This window comes from Pseudoalteromonas sp. NFXS39 (assembly GCF_040148775.1).
Classification (GTDB): Bacteria; Pseudomonadota; Gammaproteobacteria; order Enterobacterales; family Alteromonadaceae; genus Pseudoalteromonas; species Pseudoalteromonas apostichopi.
This window is the reverse complement of the sequence record NZ_JAGDEC010000001.1, coordinates 778,502-798,520: the sequence shown is the minus strand read 5'-3', so window position 1 is coordinate 798,520 and position 20,019 is coordinate 778,502. Positions and strand designations below refer to the sequence as shown.

Below are 20,019 nucleotides of genomic sequence, written 5' to 3'. Positions count from 1 at the left end.
CATAGACTGAATTTTGGGGTTTTCTACAACTTAATAATTAAAAAAAGTTATTTTTTTTGGCGAGACTGGTGAGATAGGACTAGAGTTTTTTTAGGTATAGATTCTGAGGGCGATGGATATGCTTTTTTCTCATCATAATAATTCACACAACAAAGTGCTTGTTGTTGATGATGAGCCAACTAGTTTATTAATAATGGCGGAGTCGCTGAGCGATCTTGGTGAGATTGTTTGTTGCGATAATGGAGCACAAGCAATTGAGAAAGCCGCTTTCTTTCAGCCCGATGTGATTTTGCTCGACATTGAAATGCCCGGCATGAATGGCTTTGAAGTATGTCAAAAGCTTAAAAACAACCCTAAAACCGCACAAAGTCATGTGATTTTTGTCACCTCTCATAATGAGCAAATTTTTGAATATTAGAGTTTTGCAAGCGGCGGAATTGATCTTATTCATAAACCCGTTGATTTAAATATTTGCCGGCTCAGAGTGCAAAATCAATTAAAGCTTAAACACCAAGAAGCACAAATACTGGCTGCAAAAAATGATATTTCGACACTCGTTGCGCAAGTACCTGTGTATATATCTTACTGGTCAAATACAGAGGAAAACCTCTTTAGTAATGATGAAACCGCCCATTGGTTTTCAAAAAGCAGCGAGCAAATGTTAGGTTGTTTCGCCAAAGATGTATTACCCGATGAATTATATGAGGCTTTTCATCGCTGCTTAACTGAGGGCATAGAGCAAGAAGTTTTAAATATTCAGTTGCCCAGCCCTCGCAATAGAATTGAATATGTTCGAGCGCAAATAAATTTAAGAATAAAAGAGCATGAAGTTGTAGGTGTTATTCTAACTCTTTCGGACATCACTTCAATTACTCATACAAAAAAACTGTTATCGAATGAATCTGAACGCTTACGGGTTATGCTTAATTCTATTGGTGATGCCGTAATTGCTACGGATAATAATGCAATTATTAACTTTATGAACCCCATTGCTGAGCGATTAACAGGTTGGCACGTTGAAGAGGCAAAAGGGCGCCATATTGAAGAGGTAATGAAGCTCGTTGATGCAACATCGAACAAAACACTCGTCAATCCTATATCTGTTGCTTTAAAAGAGCAGCGTATAGTTGCCATGGCGTTAAATAGTCAATTAACTGGGCTTGATGGGCGAGTTTATAGGGTCGAAGATTCAGCTGCGCCAATACGTGATGTTGAGGGTAACATTATCGGCGGTATTATTGTGTTTCATGATGTCAGTGAATCAATCGCGATGGCTGTGAAAATGAGTCATTTAGCAAATCATGACTTGCTAACAGATTTGCCTAATCGGGTGTTATTACACGACAGGGTCACTCATGCTTGTAAGGTTGCAAGTAGCATGAATAAGAATGTAGCGTTAATGCTGATTGATATCGACCACTTTAAGTACTTAAACGACACTTTAGGGCATCACCAAGGTGACTTAATCATAAAAGATGTTGCAAAGCGGCTTGAGTCTTTAATTGATCTCAATACGACATTGGCAAGAATTGGTGGTGATGAATTTGTAATCTTATTACCCGATGTAAAGAGCGCCTCTGTAGTTGATGCCATTGCCAGCGATATTATTAACACCATGAATGAGCCATTTCGTATTGATAGCCAAGAGTATACTTTATCGGTTAGTGTGGGTGTGAGTGTTAACCCTGCGGACTCCACTCAAGCAGAAGAGATGATGACTCATGCAGATGCAGCAATGTACCGTGCTAAAGAGCAGGGACGTAACCGTTTTTGCTATTACTCCGATGACTTAGAGTATCAATTTAAGCAGCGTCAAAGCGTTGAAAAGCTGTTAAGAAATGCTATTGAGCAAGATAAAATAGAGGTGTTTTATCAGCCGAAACTAGAGCTCGCAACCCGGAAGATCATGGGGGTCGAAGCTTTAGTACGACTTCGAGATAACGACAATAAGCTTATTTCACCACTGGATTTTATACCCCTTGCTGAAGAAACCGGACTTATTCATGCCTTGGGTAAGTCGGTGCTTAAGCAAAGCTGTAAAGCGGCTAAAGAGTGGGCCGATAAAGGGCATAAAATCAAGGTTGCCGTAAACATTGCTGCAAAACAGTTTACCGATGGTAATTTTTGTAATCTAGTTGCTGACACCATTGAACAAGCGGGGCTTGCCAGTGAACTGTTAGAGCTTGAAGTAACCGAAAGCGCGTTGATGCATGATTTTGATGAAATAAAAGTCATGCTTAATAAGCTCGCTGACTTGGGGTTAACTATTGCTATAGATGACTTTGGTACGGGTTATTCAAGTTTGTCTTATCTAAAGCTTTTTCCTGTCGATGTACTCAAAATAGATCAATCTTTTGTGAGAGATATGCTCAATGATACGCAAAGTATGGACATTGTTAGAACGATCACCAGCTTAGCGCATACTTTGAATTTACAAATAGTGGCTGAAGGTATTGAAGAAAAACAGCATTTAAATAGTTTAATCGACTTAGGCTGTGAGTTTGGGCAGGGGTACTATTTTCATAAGCCCATGCCCAAAGAAGAGTTTGATAAGCTATTAGGTTAAGCCATGGTGTGGCTGTAAAGGATGCCACAACCGATAAAGATAAGTGCAACACCGCCGATTGCTTCGGCTTTTTTGCCAACCCAGCCACTCATTACGTTACCAAGTAGTGCGCCTATGGTAACCATAATTGTGGTTGCTAGGCCTATCATGGCGGCAGCTAAGTAAATATTTACTTTCATGAAAGCAAGGCTGATACCGACTGTCATCGCATCTATACTGGTACCAACGGCGGTTAACACAGTAGCAATAAAAGAGCGCTTACTATTAGGAGCAAGTTCCTCTTCATTATCGTCATCTTTACGACTTTCAAGTAACATATGAATGCCTAGACCCACTAACAGCACAAAGGCAATCCAGTGATCAAACGCTTCAACGTAATCAGCACCGGCACTGCCAATCAGCCAGCCAACAATCGGTGCAATGGCTTCGATACAGCCAAACAATAAACCAAGCTTGATTGCACTTAAAACGCGAGGATTTTTAAGCGTACTGCCTTTAGTGATTGAAGCTGCAAAAGCATCAGTCGACATTGCAAGCGATAAAACGCTTAGCGTAATAATATTCAATTTTTTGCGCCCCACAAAAAGTGCGTATTATACGCGGCTGAGCCGTAAACAGATAGGTTAATTTACGGCTCGAATAGGTAAAGGGGAGCTTAATAAGCGCTGTACTGGTAGTGATTCATTTGAGTGCCATCCTTAGGGGCAAGCTTTGGCTCAAGTTTAATAAGCTCTTTATAGACATTAGGCGTAAACACTTTAAGTCGCTTAGCACGACGAAAGTGATTAGGCTCATATTGGCTAACTAGTTTTAATGCACTTGGCATATAGTCAGCGAGGGTTTGCGTGTTGTAACTTTGCTCAAGTGCTTGGTCAAGGATATCAAGCCCAGGTTTAGAAAAATCATGCGCAACTGCAAGGCTTATTAAAAACTCAACTGCTGCATTTGAATGCATACTTGCATAAAAATACATATCGTTGTTTTTCATGTCTTTTAATGAAAAATCAAAGCCGTTATCAGCCAATGTTTGCCATTGTGCTAATGGTAAATCAGTAAATGAATAAAGAGTTTCTGGTGGCGTTGGATCTATTCTGTTTTGCCAAATAGACGTCAATTGTTGACTATCTTCTATCGTTGCTGCAAGCAACATATTTGTCTGATGGGTACTAAGTTTTGCAGTTTGTGTAATAGTTGCTACCGTATTAAAGTCTTTTTCAATAATCGCTTCCCTAAAGGCTAAATATTGAATCGATGTTTGATGTTTATATTCATTCGAATGCAAAAATTGCCAATTATGAACCTGTACAGGGTCGATTGCCTGAAGGGTGTCGGGTGTCAGTGAACTTTGCTGGACTTCAAGCTTTTCTATTTCTTTGAGTGCCTGAGAACGTGTTTTTATTGCCTCAAGTGAATTGATCCGCTGATCTATCGTTTCACACTCAGGAGTTATTTTTTTGGCTTGCTGTTTATGTAGCTCATATGCACTGAGTGCTTTAGATATTGCAGAGTTATCTTTATCTTTACGCTTAAATGCTTGGCTACTTGGAATTAGCGTTATATCTTTTAACTCAGTAAAAGCATCATTAGCAACTTGGTCACCAACGAATAAAAGACTACTCGGTAAAAATGAAGATTTAAGCATCAGTAGCTTATCGTTTGGTGTGTCGCGCACAAGCTCGCCGTGAGCTCGATAACCTTTATTTTTTAGATAACTTAGTGTTTCTAAGTGTTTGCTCTCTAGTGGCTTCACTTCGCTATTTGAGCTGCCTTTTAGGTTTACAATGGCAATATCCATCGCCGTAAATACATTTGGCTGATTAGTTGGCTCAATACCTCGCTCACTTAATAACTTTAAAATTGGTACATTAAATTCACTAACGGCTACATCAGCAAGGTTTAAATACAGTTGTTCATCCATAAAGTCATCACTCATTGCTGTAGGCGAGCCGCCTAGCTGTGCAGTTTGAGAGATCAGTGCTGTTAAATACTCATTAGGTAAGTTGCTTTTTAAAGCGACAGCAATGTCGTTAACAGTAAACTCTTTGCTGGATATTGCGTTTTCAAACTCAGTTAAGCTAAGCGCATGAGCATTAACAAGAAACAAAACAGATGGCGAAATGAGTCGTGATGGACCGATTTTAAACGGTGTTTTTAAATAGGTATTAAAGTCATCATTGTTATCCAATAGTTTGTACAGTGCTGTTTTGTTTACTTGCTCAGGTAATGGAACATTAAACATCATTGAGCCAGTATTTTGACTAAGGGGTCCATTAATTACCGTTAGTTGGTTGATTGTATCAGTATCAAAAGCCTCAATTATTTCAATCCCTTGCCAGCTTTTTAAGATACTTACTGATGCGGCATATTGAAATTGTTCTTCAGCATTCTCTTTGAGTGCATTAATAAGCAAAGTCTCAAATGAACGGTAAGATATTTTGACAAGTTCTGAATAACTTAAAATATCCTTAAGGGATTGACCGTCTTTTAGAGCTTGTTTAAGTGCAGCTTCGATTTGGCTATGATCAGCCGCTGCTTGAGTGGCTTTTAAACTTTGTTGCTTACACTGGCGTTTGGCTAGCTTGAGCTTAGCCAGCTTTGTTGCTTTACTATTTGGCTGGCTTGATGGTTCAAAGAGGCTAGTAGCTTTCTCTTGTTCAGCTACAGTACCAGTAGATGTTGAGACTTTATTGCTTATAGCTGCGATGGGAGTGGGTTTATCTAATGTCAGGTAGGTCCCAAAGACACAAAGCCCTGCAAAAACGGTTAGCGAAATACCTTTTTTCATATTCAATCCATGGATTTATCTTGCGTGAAGTGTATGGCTTTATAGTTTGATGTCAATGACTTGGGGACGAAGTGCACAAATAGCCGACAAGCAACTAATTTGCCGGCTTTATGCTGTAGCTTAATGTAGTTTCATTTTTGGTCTAACAACTCTAAGTACTTTTTCACTGATCCACAGTGCAAAGGTTTTGGCGCTGCCGTGGATTGCACGTTGATGCATACGATAGAGCGAAATATACATAAATCGCGCTATTTTTCCTTCAATAAAAAAGCTATTACTGGTTAAATTACCCATTAAACTACCTACTGTGCTGTAGCGTGACAAGTTAACTAAAGAACCATGGTCACTGTAGTTAAACACACTCAGGGGCTGGCCTTTTAGTTTTGCAATCAGGTTTTTTTCAACACATTGTGCCATTTGATGGGCCGATTGCGCTCTGGGTGGCACTTGTGAACCATCTTCTTGGGTGAATGCACAGCAATCACCAATTACAAAAATGTCGTCGTTAACACTACTTTGCAGGTATTGGTTTACTTTAATTTGGTTATTGCGAGTGAGCTCAAAGATACCAATGTCTTTAATGAAATCAGGGGCTTTTACACCCGCAGCCCAAACCATAATATCGGCTTTGATATGTTCATCGTTTTTGGTGATAAAGCTGTTTTCTGTGGCTTCTTTTACTTGTGTGCCTTCGCGCACTGTTACCCCTAATTTAACCAGCTCTCGCTTAGCTGAGTTAGCAATGCGCTCGGGTAAAGCGGGCAAAATTCGCGGCCCTGCTTCAATTAAATCAATGTGTAAGCGTTTGGCGGTCATTTTATTTAGGCCATACATTTTTAGCATGTCTGACACATGATAAAGCTCAGCCGACAGCTCAACCCCGGTTGCACCACCACCCACTATGGCAATGGTTAAAGAGTGCTGTGGGTCGTCATCTTGATGTAAACGGGTGAAGTTATCGAGAAGTGCATGTTGAAAGCGTTCAGCTTGTTGATTTGAATCAAGGTAGAAGCAATGCTTATTGACACCTGGAGTATTGAAGTCGTTACTAACACTGCCAATGGCAAGCACAAGGTAGTCGTAGCAGACTTTGCGTTCAGGTAAAATTCGGTGGCCAAGCTCGTCTTTTAATTCACTTAAGGTAATGGTTTTGTTGGTTTGATCTAAGTGGCAAAAACTGCCGAGTTGAAAGTTATAATGGTGTTTTGCTGCATGAGCTGAGTATACAACGCCGTCTAAATCGGCATCAATCGACCCCGTCGCTACTTCATGAAGTAACGGCTTCCAAATATGGCTGCGGTTTTTATCGATTAAAAGTATCTCTGCTTGGCGTTTTTTCCCGAGTTTGTGTCCTAATTGTGTTGCTAGCTCTAAGCCACCAGCGCCACCACCGATTATCACGATTTTAGGAGGTTGGTTAATCATTACGTTGCCCTCAAAAGTATAATACCTAAACACTCTTGCGAAAAAGCGCTTAGGTATTGCAAGTCCATCCATCAATACCCCATGGCAACGCGCCCATTGTGCGCCTTTTTACTGATTTTGTCAGTACCTGTTAAGAACAATATAGTGCGCTTAGTTATATCAATAGCCTTGGGAGATAGCGTTAAACAAGTTAACATGGCTAATTCGCAGTAAGAGACCTATCATTACCTGAAAAGGGAATGACAGTGAGGGATCAGGATGACTACACCACTACACACTTCGTTGAATCAATACTTTGGCTTTAATGAGTTTCGCCAAGGTCAGCAACAAACCATTGAACAGTTATTAAATCAGCAATCGTCGTTGACAATTTTTCCGACTGGCTCAGGTAAATCTTTGTGTTATCAATTAACCGCATTGCACCTACCCAATTTGACCTTAGTGGTTTCGCCATTATTGGCGCTGATGAAAGACCAAATCAGCTTTTTAAATAGCAAAGGTATTTATGCGGCAAGCCTTGATTCAAGCCAAACCAGTGAGCAAAGCCATACGGTAATGAGTGATGTGCGAGCAGGGAAGGTGAAAATTTTAATGGTCTCAGTTGAGCGCTTTAAGAATGAGCGCTTTCGTGAATTTATTAAACAAGTGCCTATTTCGATGCTGGTGGTTGATGAAGCGCACTGTATATCTGAATGGGGTCACAACTTTAGGCCTGACTACTTAAAGCTGCCGCGCTATCGTGAAGAGCTTAATATTCCATTGGTACTGCTACTTACCGCTACCGCCACTAAAAAAGTAAAGCGTGATATGTGTGAGCGTTTTGCTATTGCCCCAGAATGTGTAGTACAAACTGGCTTTTACCGAAGCAACCTCGATTTATCAGTGCTTAGTGTTGCAAGCCAAGAAAAATCTCAGCAATTAGCAAGTATCATAGCCAGCCAACAAGGGGCTGGAATTGTTTATGTCACCTTACAACATACCGCTGAGCAAGTGGCCGAAGGTTTGGCTAGAGCGGGCTTTAATGCGGTGGCTTATCATGCAGGCCTTGAGGATAATAAACGCTGGCAAATTCAAGATGATTTTATGGCGGGTAAAATCAATATAGTCGTGGCAACCATTGCTTTTGGGATGGGCGTTGATAAGTCAGATATTCGTTTTGTGATCCACTATGATCTACCAAAATCGATTGAAAACTATAGTCAAGAAATTGGTCGCGCAGGGCGAGATGGTGCGCCATCAAACTGTTTTACCCTAGCAAACTTAGATGGCTTAAATACCGTAGAAAACTTTGTTTATGCTGACACTCCCGAGCAAAGTGGTATTGAATATGTCATTAATAACATTCGCAACGAGCAAACTAACAACCAATGGGAAATGCAAGAGTACAGCTTATCAAGCGAAAGTAATATTCGTGCTTTGGCGTTAAAAACCTTACTTGTGCAGTTAGAAATCCAAGGGGCTATTACACCTTTATATGCCTATTACGCCGATTTTAAATATAAGTTTTTAACGGATAAAAATGAGCTGCTTAGCCAGTTTGATGCTGATCGACAAGCCTTCTTACAACATGTATTTAAACACACCGAGTTTAAGAAAATTTGGGGCACACTTAATTTTGATGCGCTAACAAGCGCTACTCAAGTTGACAGAAAACGTGTGGTTGCAGCGCTCGATTATTTAGCAGAAAAAGGCCATATAGCACTTGAAACTAAACGTATCACGCAAGTGTATGAAGTTAATAACTCGGTAATAAACCACGCTGATTTAGCGCAGCAACTTCACCAATACTTTATCGAAAAAGAGCAGGCTGAAATTAAACGTATCGCCACTTTAGTACGCTTTTTTGAGCTAGAAAGCTGCTTAAGTTATAACTTAGCCCGCTATTTTGATGACCAGAATGCACCCCAGCAATGTGGCCATTGTTCAGTGTGTAGAGGCCAGCAGGTAAAACTTAGTTACTCACTAGTGCATGAAATGCCTGAGCAAAATGTGATTGGCAGTAAAGTTGCTGAGCTTAAACAGCACTTAGCTGCTAAAGGGATTAGTGATGTCAGCATCGATACTCAGTGCCGATTTTTAGCGGGCATGAGCGTGCCTTTATTTACTCGTAACAAAGTTAGACAGCTATCAGGTTTTGGCCTTTGCGAACAGCAGCGATACAGTGACATTAAAGCCCTGCTACAGCAGTTGTAGCAGGGTTTTAAATTGTCAGCACATCTTCCTTGGGTTGTGCAATTATGTTTATGTGTACTGTTTTAAATTCGTCAGAGAGGGTCTTTGAAACATTGTTCACCAAGTGTTTCTTAGAAGATAGCAAAGTTTAAAAAAGCTTCATTTTAGCAATAGATACAGGATTGGTGGTTTGTTTATCAATCAGTCCTGTGAACAAAGAAGATCATAAGTAAGATGCATTTATATGCTCAAAAGGCTTATAAAGACATATTACAGTTGTGTTTTTACTTCCTCCAAAAGGTACGCGTAAAAAGAGCAAAAACAGTAAAGTATTCCAAACGACCGACAAGCATCGCGCCGGTTAATATCCATGTTCCTGTGTCTGAAACTGGCGCAAAGTTAGCGCCTACTTCACCAAACCCCGGTCCGAGAACATTGACACATGCTGCAACTGCAGAAAATGCACTCCAAAAATCCAGCCCAGTAAACATCAGCAATAATGTAAACAGCATGCTTGATCCTGCAGCAAAAGTCATAAATGCCATAACGGCATGAAGTACGTCATCTTTTACAGGGCTGCCTTGGTACTTAATGGTGAATATAGCGCGGGGGTGAAGAAGTTGTTTAAAGTTATAGTTGAGCATTTTAACCACAAGAATGTTTCTGATGATTTTATTTCCGCCAGCTGTTGAGCCCGCGCATCCACCTAAGTAGCCGGTGATGATAAGTAAAAATCCGACAGCTTCTGGCCATTCAGTAAAATTTGCAGCACCAAACCCTGTGCTGGTTATAAACGACACGATATGAAAGGCTGAAAAACTTAATGACTCAAAAATAGAGGAGTAGGTATCGTGACTGTATAAAATAACGCCCGACAACGCTGAAAGGGCAGTAATGATGAATATAAAATAACGAGTTTCTTCATCAGCATAGTAACTACCGAGCGCTCGTTTGTGGACGACTCTAAAGTGCAGGGCAAAATTAATAGCTCCTGCAATCATAAATAAGTTGGCGATCCATAAAATTAAATGACTTTTGTAAAACCACATACTGGCATCGTGGGTTGAGAATCCTCCCGTTGAAACGGTTGTTAGCGCATGAGCGATTGCATCGTAAAAGGTCATGCCTGCAAAATAGTAAGAGACAGTACATAACACGGTTATGCTTAAGTATACACTCCATAGGTAATGCGCCGTGTTTGCAATACGAGGAGATAGCTTTTCATCTTTAATTGGCCCAGGTGTTTCGGCTTTTAAGAGTTTCATCCCACCTATATTAAGCATAGGCAGAATAGCCACAACGAAAATTACAATGCCGAGCCCTCCCATCCATTGTAAAAACTGGCGGTATAATAAAAATGTACGAGGTAAATCATCCAAGCCAGACAGTATTGTAGCGCCGGTGGTTGTTAATGCGCTTATCGACTCAAAGATGCCGTCTGTAAAGGTCACTTTGGTGACTAAAATGATTGGAATTGCTCCTAAAAAGCCAGCAATCAACCAGGTGGCTGTCGCATAAATCAGTGCATCCCTAAAGTTGGCAAGTGATGAATCAACATGCTGGGTTTTTAACAGTATGACACTTGCTGTAAAAAGCATTATTGACGCAGGTAATAGGAATGACACAGATACATTATCTTTAAATAAAAATGCCGATAAAGCTGCAAATATCAACTGCACTATGCTCATCCACAAAATAGGGAAAGCGAGTAATCGAAATGTGATTTTCCAATTGATCATATGTTTACTGATTTAATGAACGGCTATTAAACCAGCATGTTATTCAAGTAGGAGCTGATGTCTTTAGAGAGAGTGAAAGCTTTATAAAGATTTTATGCCGAGATAAAAAAACTTTATAAAAACTTTATAGTGACAAAATTGAAAACCCTTTAATCTAATAGGGACAAAAAATAAGTGAAAAAATGATGCAGTCAGTATTCAAAATACAGTATTTAAAAGCCGCATTTTTAAGTGTGTTAATGCCACTTGTGGTGGTGCTCGCGATATTTCCGTTTCGAGAACTGTTTACAACCACCGATATTGTCATGCTACAGCTGTTGTGGGTGACATGGGTTGCGGTTCAAAGTAATCGCCGTGTTGCAGCACTTACCACCTTAGTAAGTGTTGCCTGCACGGACTGGTTTTATGTGGTGCCGTATTTTACTTTTCATATCGAAAATATTGAATATGTGGTTACCTTTTTGGTGATGTTGATTGTGGGTTTAGTGATAAGCCACCTTGCAGGGGAGCTCAATACCAAGGTTCGCGATGTGCAAGCCCATGCAAGTAATAGTCGCTTGCTGTATGAATTAGCTAAAAAACTCAATGAGCTCGACAGCCTTGAGGAACAAAAGCAGCTGTTTTTAAAAACCATGGCTGCGCATTTAGGGGTTGCGTGTGATTGGCAGTTAATAGCATCTAAGCAGTTTATTTATTTAAATGAACATCAAGCGGAATTTGGCGGTATCGCGTTTGCTAAAGCACTCAATGCTGAGCAACACGCTTTGGCAAATACGGCGTGCTCTTTATTGTATCAGGTTCAGGAAAAAACCTTACTTCGTGAACAATCTGCGGCGATTAAAGTACAGGCGGAGCTAGAAAGGTCAAAAAACACCTTATTGCGTAGTTTATCTCACGACTTACGAACGCCATTAGCGACCATAATGGGGGCATCGAGCATGTTGGCTGATGATGATATTCAACTAAGCTCAGAGGTTATCAAAGAGCAAGCAGCTAATATTTATGAGCAAAGTAAAATTCTTAACCAGCACTTTGATAAAGTAATGGAGCTCAGTAAAGTTAATAAGTTAGCTGAGAATATAAAATGGCAAAAACTGCCCATTTTGACCTTAATTAGCGAAGCTAAATCACGCCGTCAGCAACAACTAGAAAACTTTAAACTTCGCATCGAGGCTCAGCAACAAAGCATCTGTTTTGGGGATGAAACCTTACTAGAAATTGCCTTGGCTAATATGCTCGAGAACGCTGCTCGCTACGGTGATGGTTCGGCAAGCATACAATTTATTGAAACGGAAAATGAGTACCAAATTGTGTTAACCAATTCTTTTGATAATAAGTATGAGACGAGTCAAGATGAAGGGGTTGGCTTAGGTAGTGTGATCTGCGATGTGGTTGCTAAATGTCACCAAGGATGTTTTGAATTAACCCTCAATGAGCAAACAAAGCAGGCAACAGCTATATTAATTTGGAGTAACCGCCGTGGCTAACATTTTGGTTTTAGAGGATTCACCACCTCTGCAAAGTTTTTTAAAAACATTGTTAAAAGCTAGTAATTATGAGGTTAGTGTATGTGCCAAAGGGCTTGATGCGTTTTCGCTTTTAAGCCAGCAGCAGTTTGATTTAGTATTGCTTGATTTAGGCTTGCTCGATATGGATGGGCAAGATTGGCTGGTGGAATTTAGGCTGTGGAGTTTGCTACCTGTGCTAGTACTTTCTGCACGTGACGGCGAAACAGAAAAAGTCACCGCCCTTGATAACGGCGCTAATGATTATCTGACCAAACCATTTAGTGCAAACGAACTGTTAGCTAGGATACGGGTACTTCTACGCACGCAAATAACACCAAGCCTGACCCTTAAGTGTGGTGATATTCATATAGACCCACATAAGCATGTGGTCCGCAAAGGCGATGAAGAAGTAAAATTAACTAAAAAAGAATACGCTATTTTGCTGTTATTTTTTCAGCAAAAAGACAAGGTGTTAACGCATAACGCCATTTTATCTGAGGTGTGGGGAGAGCAGTATATTAATCGCCCTGAATATGTACGTGTACATATTGGTCAGTTAAGACAAAAGCTAGAAAAAAATGCAGCGAGCCCTAAACATATTTTAACCGAGCCTGCTGTAGGTTACCGCTTAGTTGAATAAATTATCTCTTTACATCCCTTTAAGTTGAGTTTGTAACTCTACTTAGGTAATGTTTTAGGAAATAACAATAATAAAGTGGAAGTCTATTCATTGGTTATGTATCAAAATACTGGGCAAGGAATCAGTTCATTGTCTAATACACAGCTCGAAGACGTTATCGGAGAAATCGAGCAAGCCATTGAATGGCATCAATCTTGGTATAGAAACTTATTAAGGAGCTTAATTGCAGATATACCCCCAGATGATCAAGACTTAAGCGATAATGCTCATAATCTTTGTCGCTTTGGGCAATGGTTCAATAAACTTCCTGAGCAGACCCTAAACCTTCATCCTTATTTTTCAGAAATCGCTTCAGCGCATCAAAAAATGCATCAAGGAGCCAAAGTCCTATCATCGTTAAAAGAGTCTAATTCAGCTATTCCTGTGAATTTATTGGACCAATTTCATACTGATTTAGATAGTTTGCGAGATTATTTTGAAGCTATCAATGATGAGCTTTATGAACTGTTACACACCCGCGACCCTTTAACCGGTGCTACAAACCGAGCAAACTTAGTTGAAAACCTACAAAAAGAGCAGGAACTTTGTAAACGTAAATCTTTGAGCTGTGCGCTAATAATGATCGACCTTGATCACTTTAAGCGTGTGAATGATGAGTTTGGCCATGGCGCGGGTGATAAAGTGTTAATAGCGCTTGTTAAATGCATTAAATCCCACTTAAGAGAGTACGATCAATTGTATCGCTATGGCGGCGAAGAGTTTTTAGTATGCTTACCACACACAGAGCTTGAAGGTGCCAAGTCCTTTTCTGAGCGACTGCGAGCAGCCGTTGCAACTTTAAAAATCGAAATTGGCAATGATAAACACATTAATGTAACTGGCTCATTTGGTGTCGCGCTAATAAATGCCAATGATGATATCGAAACTGCAATCGAAAGGGCTGACCAAGCCATGTATCAGGCTAAAAAGTCAGGCCGCAATCGAGTTTGTACGGTTTAAATTAACCTTTGACACCGGTGAATGCTTTTATTAAGCCTGCTTGATAAAAAGGATAAACGCTCGTAAAGCCCGACGCGGCGATAATTTTTTCAATGACTTGAGTTTCTCTTAGCGCAACGTCATTCTCATAAGCCTGTTTTACTTTTTCAATTTGTTTAGGGCTGACTGCGGCTGATGACATAACACTTAACCAGTGACTAAGCTGCTCTGGGTAAGTTTCGGCACTTTGATTGGCGCTTAAGTCTGCACTGATCAGTAACCCAACAGTTTTTAAACGTTTATGTATATCAGCAAAAAATGCCACCCGTTTTGGCTCATCAACAATAAACTGCGACACTAATACGGCTGTTGCTGCATCAAAGGGTATTAAGTTTTTGAGTGAACTTAGATAACCATTATGAAACTGGCATCGTTGTGCTAGCCCTGCTTGCGTTAAGTTGTGTTTGCATACTTTGAGCATCTCAGTCGAGGGTTCGACAGCGGTGAAGCGAAATGCTGGGAATGCCTGTGCTAAATGCAAAATTTCATTTCCGGTACCTGCTCCAACGCAGAGAATATGCGCATTGCTTGGCAGTTTGCAGAATAAAGGCGACATCATAAAATACAAGGCTTGGCTAATAGGTGCCATGTTTTGCCACTGTGAATCGTAATTAGCTGCTTGTTGATCAAATAAGGCGGTGACTTCGTGTTGTTGCATAGTAAAAAACCAATAGGTAACTTTTAGTGTTACAGAAGTGGTTAGCTTACTTTGTTTTAGGTAACTTTAAAAGTTTCTTAATGAGAAATTCAAGTGAAATGGTGATTTAAAGCATACCAATTCACTTAATTTTTAGGTTGAATGTGAGACTGAGCTATATCGCCAACAGTGTTTCGACTATGAAACGATAATAGCTTTGAAAATTCAAAATCAGTAAGTTTAATGTCGTTATTCGATGTCCAGGTAACTTTGTAGCTGTTGTTACTTGGGTGCCCGTCTAGTGATAGCAAGATAGTTTGGTCGCTTGGTTGCGCTACGCGACTGATAGATATCAGTGTTTCATAGTTTGTTGTAGCACCACAGTTTATGACTGATACCACGGCTTGTTTATCTTTATCTGGTGATAAGAACACCTCATATTGCTCTTCACCACACCAGTTTGGTGTGATAGATGAAATACCCCAAATAAGTAACGCTAGAGTGCTAAACCCCCAAAAAATAGCAGCACCAACATGCCAAAGTATTTTTAGTGCTTTACTCATGCTCATCCTTTAGTTTTGATTATTAGGCTTTAATAATGAAAAGAGATGCGCATTAAAGAATTGCTCATGCTTGAACATCGCATTTTTTAAAATGGCATCTTGCTCGAACCCTAGCTTTTGCAATAACTTCATTGAAGCGAGGTTATCTTCGCACACATAGGCAAACACTCTGGTGATATTGGTTTTAGTAAAAACAGTATCAAGTAGTATAGATGTTGCTTTTGTAGTAATCCCTTGTTGCCAATACTTTTTTGCCAGCCAGTAACCTAACTCACCTGAGCGATTGAACTCAAACTCGCCGGCTAATACGCTCACACAGCCAATAAGTGTGTTGTTAAATATAATCGCTTTAACGAGTTCACCTTGGCTACCTTCATTTATCCACCATAAGGCATCCTCTTCAGTATATGGAGAAGGGATTTTAGTTGATAGATATTGAGTTACATCTTTATCGTTAAGTATAGCGATAAGCTGCTCGGTATCTGACTCTATAAAATTTCGTAGCGTGATCACAACTATCCTTGTAATGCTATTAAAGCGAAAGGTGCAAAGGCACTATAACGTACCTTTGTCTATTATCATCCGTATTTTTCTTCTAACTCATTGGCTGTATGATAGCTTTCATGTGTTTTGAGCTGTTCTAGATAACGCGATAATTCTGGGAAGTGTGTTAGCACGCCAGATTCGGCGACTTTTTCAATAACAAAAGACATCATAAAGTCAGCGCCAGTCAACGTCTCACCAACAAGGTATTGCTTGCCTTTTAATTGCTGATTTACATAGCTCAAAATTTTGCCAATTTCATGGTCAGCATAATCAGCTATAAAGTTAGTTTTACAACCATCTTTAGTGATAAACAGTTTTAGTAATAAAGGCACCATAGCTGAACTTTCTGCAAAGTGAAGCCATTGCTGATAACTAAAATACTCATCAGACTTTGGGGCTGGCATATATTTACCTTCACCATAAGTAGTAATTAGATAATCAGTAATAGCCCCTGATTCGGTAATTATCTTTTTGCCATCTTCAAGCACCGGCGCTTTACCTAGCGGGTGAATCTCTTTTAGTTCATCAGGTGCAAGGAATGTCTCTGGGTTACGTTGATAAGCAACAATATCGTAATCGACACCTAGCTCTTCTAGTAGCCAAATAATACGTTTTGAACGTGATTTATTTAAGTGGTGAAGTTTTATCATAAGTAATCCTTTTAAGTTGCGCTGCTCTGCAGCGCTAAGTATTTAATAAAGTTATAAAGGTTGCTGCACTTGAACAACTGTTTTGCCGAAATTTTCACCATTTAACATCGCGTTGAAGGCATTTAAAGTATTTGTAAAATCTGGCTCCATGTGTTCTTTATATTTGATCTTTCCTTCACTAAGCCATGCTTGCATGTCTTTGGCAAACTCTGCGTAGCGGTGGCCGTAATCATCAAAAACAATAAAGCCCTGTACTTTAATACGCTTAGTTAGTATTTGCCCCATTAACATTGATAAACGGTCTGGACCTGGAGGTAACTCAGTTGCGTTATACTGTGATACCAAGCCGCAAAGAGGGATTCGTGCTTTAGTATTTAACAGCGGTAAAACAGCATCGAATACATGACCACCCACATTTTCATAGTAAACATCAATGCCGTTATCACATGCTTTGCTTAACTGTTCACTAAAATCATTGGCTTTATGATCAATGCAGTAGTCAAAACCTAAGTTCTCAACGGCGTGTCGACACTTTTCCTTACCACCTGCAACACCAACAACTTTGCAGCCTTTGATTTTTGCTATTTGTCCAACGGTTGCACCTACTGGTCCTGTTGCTGCCGCGACAACGACAGTTTCTCCAGCTTTTGGCTCGCCAATATCAAGCAGCCCCATGTAAGCCGTAAAACCTGGCATTCCTAAAATGCCAAGTGCATATGATGGGTTACTGGGGGCCTCACCAAGTTTCATTAGACCTTCAGTGTTACTAATTGCATATTCTTGCCAACCTGTATAAGCGAGCACCCACTCACCTTCATTGAAATCGGGGTGAGCTGATTGTTCTACCTGACATACGGTTGCCCCAACCATCACATCGCCAATTTTTACAGGGTCGGCGTAAGATTTTGCGTCACTCATTCGACCCCTCATATAAGGGTCAAGAGATAAATATATGGTCCTTAACAGAACCTCACCCTTTTCAGGGGCTGGAATGGAGGTTGTTTTTAAGTGAATATTACTTTCGTTTGCTTGCCCATTTGGGCGGGAGGCTAGAATAAATTGACGATTTTGAACATCAGACATACTTGGCTCCTACTGCCAGGTGTAAAAAAGAGGTTTACTAATGTTGTGAGGACAAAGGAACAAAATTCAACAATGAAATTGTAACTATATAAATAATGACAATCCCTCAGCTGCAATAATCAGTTTTGCACGGGAATTAGGAACGGTGTATGCTAAATTTAGTTGAAGCTCATTAAAGGATTGATATGAAGCGTACTTTACTATTTTTTTCAGCGCTTTTTGCAACCAGTACTCAAGCAAATACTGATGTGTTGTCAGTGGATCCAGTGATGCTCTCTGGCAGTGCTTTTTCATTTGAGAATGATGCCAAGCGTTATCCTAAACAGAGCCAATTTAGCATTGTCCATAGTGTATTAATGAGCAGTGAAAGTGGTCGCCGTTTAGCTGTTGTGACTATTGAAAATAAAGCATCAGGCTCGCGTATTTTGCAGGCCGACCATATTATGGCGTTGTTTGCTGATGGGCGTCGTGTACACCCTCTGAGTTTTGATGAAGGTATTAAGTTAGATGATGGCGAAAAACGCTCATTGACCTTATCTTTTGGTGAAAACGAATACCCGATTTTAGCGGTTTACACGAGTTTAAATGAGTAAAAGGATGGCCCATGAAATTACTTAAGCCACTGGCTATTACATTACTATTAAGCTCACCTTTAACCTTTGCTGTTGATAGCCAAGATTTTGTTAAAGATAATGTTTTCACGCAAGGCGTTGAAGGACCGACTATGCATAACGGTGCCTTATATGCGGTGAACTATGCTCAGCAAGGAACTATTGGCCGCGTAGACAACATGGGCAAAACTTCGTTATTTGTTCGTTTGCCAAATGATAGCATTGGCAATGGCCTACAGTTTGACTCACACGGTAATTTGTTTATTGCCGATTATGTTAACCACAATATTTTAAAAGTACCTGCAGGCAGCAATAAAGCAGAAGTTTTCGCTCATAATAGCAACATGAATCAACCCAATGACATTGCTATCACTAAAACTGGGGTGCTGTTTGCAAGTGACCCTAACTGGGTGAACGAAACGGGTCAATTGTGGCGTATTAATGCTGATGGCAGCACTAAATTGCTTGAGGAAAACATGGGTACCACCAATGGAATTGCTGTTAACAAGGAAAATACTAAGCTTTATGTGAATGAGAGTGTGCAGCGAGTTGTTTGGCAATATGACTTGGATGAGAACCTAAACATAAGTAATAAAAAAGTTTTGATTAAGTTTGCTGATCATGGCTTGGACGGTATGCGTGTTAATAATCAAGGACATGTGTTTATTACTCGTTATGGTGCTGGAAAGGTGCTTGAAGTCTCGCCTAGCGGCAAGGTGTTAAATAGCTATAAGTTAAAGGGTCAGCATCCAACTAATTTGGCCTTCGACGATATGCAAAGCAGAGTGTATGTCACCATGCAAAAACGTGGTGCAATAGAAGTGATTGAGCTTTAGCCTTGCTTTGCTCGCGCAATAGCGGCGGTGATTGCCGCCTTTGCTTGCGGGCTATTCTGCCAACAACTTGAATGTAGCATTGATGCTACTCGCTCAGCAATGGTGTTTGCATTAAACCCAGCTAACTCCTCAAATGATTCAATGCCCATTTCTTCAAAACGTTTTAGAACCGTAGGCCCCACACCTTTAAGTGCTAAAAGCGCGCTGCGTTCTTGCTCGTTAAATGGCATGTTTTTGTTCCTTGTTAGTGGAGTCTATAAAATGATGAGGGTTATCTAATCCTAGAAAAACAGTGTCGATATCATTCTGGGGCTCTTTAAGTGTGATTTTAATATTTGGATAGCCAGAGTAACTATAGCGTTTGATTGTTCGAGCGCGTGCAATGAAACCGGTATTTAAATCAATAGTTTTGATATTTGCTAAAGCAATATTGTATGCAGGATATAGCCCATAGCGAATAATGAGTTGCGATTTACTAATAGAAACAGGACGCCTTGCAACCGAACGGTACTCTGCAGTAAAGAATAAAAGGCTAAAAATAGTTAAACCAGTGATAATGTTTGCTGCTGATGGTGACCATATAAAGTGCAAAAAGAAGTGCATCATTGGCAACTCTAATAAGATTATAAAAATAAAGCCAAGTAAGTTAGCTTGTGATCCATCTTTTTTATGGTAACTAAAATGTTGTTCACCAGTGAAATAGCTTGGTTTAATGTGTTTAGCGTAAAATAAGAAAGCCCACATCCGTGTTTCGAAACATAAAAAGTTTGCAATTGCGTTTTGTTTGAAAAGCTTGTTAATTGGCCTTGCTATAGCTATATCTGGATCGGTCTGCTGGCTTAAAGCGGACTTTATTGCCAGATACACAGTTATGAGAGCGCTGAGCTCTAAAATTACAATCAAAGCTAAAAGCCCATAACGAGCATGCTCTAAGTAATTCATTAAAAACTTGTTTTGTTCGGGAATGATGTAACTCCCGATTAAAATAGCGAGTGAGCACAATACCACTGCTTTTAAAGCCGCTTCTTTCTTATTTTTAATTAATATTAAGCAAAGTACAGGTAATACTATCAGTGCATCTAGTAGGTATAACCATTCAAAGTTTGCATTCCCAAAGTCATTCAGTGGATGATTTCCTTGGTAATAAATGCCCCAAAAAAGACTAATACTAATTAGAAAAATAAATGGAATTTTTGACTTTATTGATTTGAGCATAGCAT

Annotated in this window: 19 protein-coding genes; 8 read left to right on the top strand and 11 right to left on the bottom strand. The window is 40.0% G+C overall.

The genetic code is table 11. The features are described 5' to 3' along the window. Positions 1–118: 118 nt before the first annotated feature. On the top strand, positions 119–418 hold the full coding sequence (locus J3455_RS03375; RefSeq protein WP_349561073.1) for a response regulator: 300 nt from the start codon (positions 119–121) through the stop codon (positions 416–418). Between the two features lie 66 nt (positions 419–484). Then, entirely contained in the window at positions 485–2,566 is a 2,082-nt protein-coding gene (locus tag J3455_RS03370; protein WP_349561072.1) for a sensor domain-containing protein, read from the top strand. Here J3455_RS03370 and J3455_RS03365 read toward each other — a convergent pair. From J3455_RS03365 to J3455_RS03355, 3 genes are all read right to left on the bottom strand, one after another. Further along, positions 2,563–3,132, bottom strand: a complete 570-nt coding sequence (locus tag J3455_RS03365; protein WP_130052927.1) for a manganese efflux pump MntP — start codon at positions 3,130–3,132, stop codon at positions 2,563–2,565. The two genes, J3455_RS03370 and J3455_RS03365, sit on opposite strands and share 4 nt — an antisense overlap. 89 nt (positions 3,133–3,221) lie before the next feature. Further along, positions 3,222–5,351 (bottom strand): hypothetical protein, encoded by a 2,130-nt coding sequence (locus tag J3455_RS03360; protein WP_349561071.1) that lies wholly within the window; start codon positions 5,349–5,351, stop codon positions 3,222–3,224. 120 nt (positions 5,352–5,471) lie between these two features. Further along, positions 5,472–6,776, bottom strand: a complete 1,305-nt coding sequence (locus J3455_RS03355; RefSeq protein WP_349561070.1) for an NAD(P)/FAD-dependent oxidoreductase — start codon at positions 6,774–6,776, stop codon at positions 5,472–5,474. 258 nt (positions 6,777–7,034) lie between these two features. Between J3455_RS03355 and J3455_RS03350 the strand changes: the two genes are divergently transcribed. Then, a complete protein-coding gene (locus tag J3455_RS03350) occupies positions 7,035–8,969 on the top strand; it encodes a RecQ family ATP-dependent DNA helicase (RefSeq protein ID WP_349561069.1) in 1,935 nt (644 codons plus the stop codon). A 263-nt stretch (positions 8,970–9,232) separates the two neighbouring features. Here J3455_RS03350 and J3455_RS03345 read toward each other — a convergent pair whose 3' ends face one another. Further along, positions 9,233–10,687, bottom strand: coding sequence for a TrkH family potassium uptake protein (locus tag J3455_RS03345; RefSeq protein WP_349561067.1), 1,455 nt, complete (start codon positions 10,685–10,687; stop codon positions 9,233–9,235). Between the two features lie 182 nt (positions 10,688–10,869). Here J3455_RS03345 and J3455_RS03340 point away from each other — a divergent pair, with 182 nt between their 5' ends. The 3 genes from J3455_RS03340 to J3455_RS03330 all read left to right on the top strand — a co-directional run bounded on the left by J3455_RS03340 (position 10,870) and on the right by J3455_RS03330 (position 13,834). After that, positions 10,870–12,174 (top strand): DUF4118 domain-containing protein, encoded by a 1,305-nt coding sequence (locus J3455_RS03340; RefSeq protein WP_239977214.1) that lies wholly within the window; start codon positions 10,870–10,872, stop codon positions 12,172–12,174. Beyond that, a complete protein-coding gene (locus tag J3455_RS03335; RefSeq protein ID WP_130052922.1) occupies positions 12,167–12,835 on the top strand; it encodes a response regulator in 669 nt (222 codons plus the stop codon). Before J3455_RS03340 ends, J3455_RS03335 begins: the two co-directional genes overlap by 8 nt. Positions 12,836–12,964: 129 nt before the next feature. Continuing rightward, a complete protein-coding gene (locus J3455_RS03330) occupies positions 12,965–13,834 on the top strand; it encodes a diguanylate cyclase (protein WP_349561065.1) in 870 nt (289 codons plus the stop codon). Position 13,835: 1 nt separating this feature from the next. Here the strand turns inward: J3455_RS03330 and J3455_RS03325 are convergent, their stop codons facing one another. The 5 genes from J3455_RS03325 to curA form a co-directional block, all read right to left on the bottom strand. Further along, positions 13,836–14,531 carry a class I SAM-dependent methyltransferase gene (locus J3455_RS03325; protein ID WP_349561064.1) on the bottom strand — a complete coding sequence of 232 codons (696 nt, stop codon included), beginning with the start codon at positions 14,529–14,531 and terminating at the stop codon, positions 13,836–13,838. Positions 14,532–14,656: 125 nt separating this feature from the next. Beyond that, positions 14,657–15,073 (bottom strand): hypothetical protein, encoded by a 417-nt coding sequence (locus J3455_RS03320; protein WP_130052919.1) that lies wholly within the window; start codon positions 15,071–15,073, stop codon positions 14,657–14,659. 9 nt (positions 15,074–15,082) lie between these two features. Continuing rightward, positions 15,083–15,586, bottom strand: coding sequence for a GNAT family N-acetyltransferase (locus J3455_RS03315; RefSeq protein ID WP_130052918.1), 504 nt, complete (start codon positions 15,584–15,586; stop codon positions 15,083–15,085). A 65-nt stretch (positions 15,587–15,651) separates the two neighbouring features. After that, the gene (locus J3455_RS03310; RefSeq protein ID WP_130052917.1) at positions 15,652–16,269 is read right to left on the bottom strand and encodes a glutathione S-transferase family protein; all 618 of its coding nucleotides are present in this window, start codon (positions 16,267–16,269) and stop codon (positions 15,652–15,654) included. A gap of 51 nt (positions 16,270–16,320) precedes the next feature. Continuing rightward, positions 16,321–17,352, bottom strand: a complete 1,032-nt coding sequence (gene curA / locus J3455_RS03305) for an NADPH-dependent curcumin/dihydrocurcumin reductase (RefSeq protein WP_256854052.1) — start codon at positions 17,350–17,352, stop codon at positions 16,321–16,323. A 185-nt stretch (positions 17,353–17,537) separates the two neighbouring features. On the opposite strand from curA, the gene J3455_RS03300 reads away from it, so the two are divergent. Both J3455_RS03300 and J3455_RS03295 read left to right on the top strand, forming a co-directional pair. Next, entirely contained in the window at positions 17,538–17,945 is a 408-nt protein-coding gene (locus tag J3455_RS03300; protein ID WP_130052915.1) for a hypothetical protein, read from the top strand. An 11-nt stretch (positions 17,946–17,956) separates the two neighbouring features. After that, on the top strand, positions 17,957–18,799 hold the full coding sequence (locus J3455_RS03295) for an SMP-30/gluconolactonase/LRE family protein (protein ID WP_286260785.1): 843 nt from the start codon (positions 17,957–17,959) through the stop codon (positions 18,797–18,799). On the opposite strand, the gene J3455_RS03290 is transcribed toward J3455_RS03295, so the two are convergent. Beyond that, entirely contained in the window at positions 18,796–19,029 is a 234-nt protein-coding gene (locus J3455_RS03290; RefSeq protein ID WP_349561060.1) for a helix-hairpin-helix domain-containing protein, read from the bottom strand. The genes J3455_RS03295 and J3455_RS03290 overlap by 4 nt on opposite strands. Continuing rightward, the gene (locus tag J3455_RS03285) at positions 19,019–20,014 is read right to left on the bottom strand and encodes a hypothetical protein (RefSeq protein WP_349561058.1); all 996 of its coding nucleotides are present in this window, start codon (positions 20,012–20,014) and stop codon (positions 19,019–19,021) included. Before J3455_RS03285 ends, J3455_RS03290 begins: the two co-directional genes overlap by 11 nt. Positions 20,015–20,019: the final 5 nt, after the last annotated feature.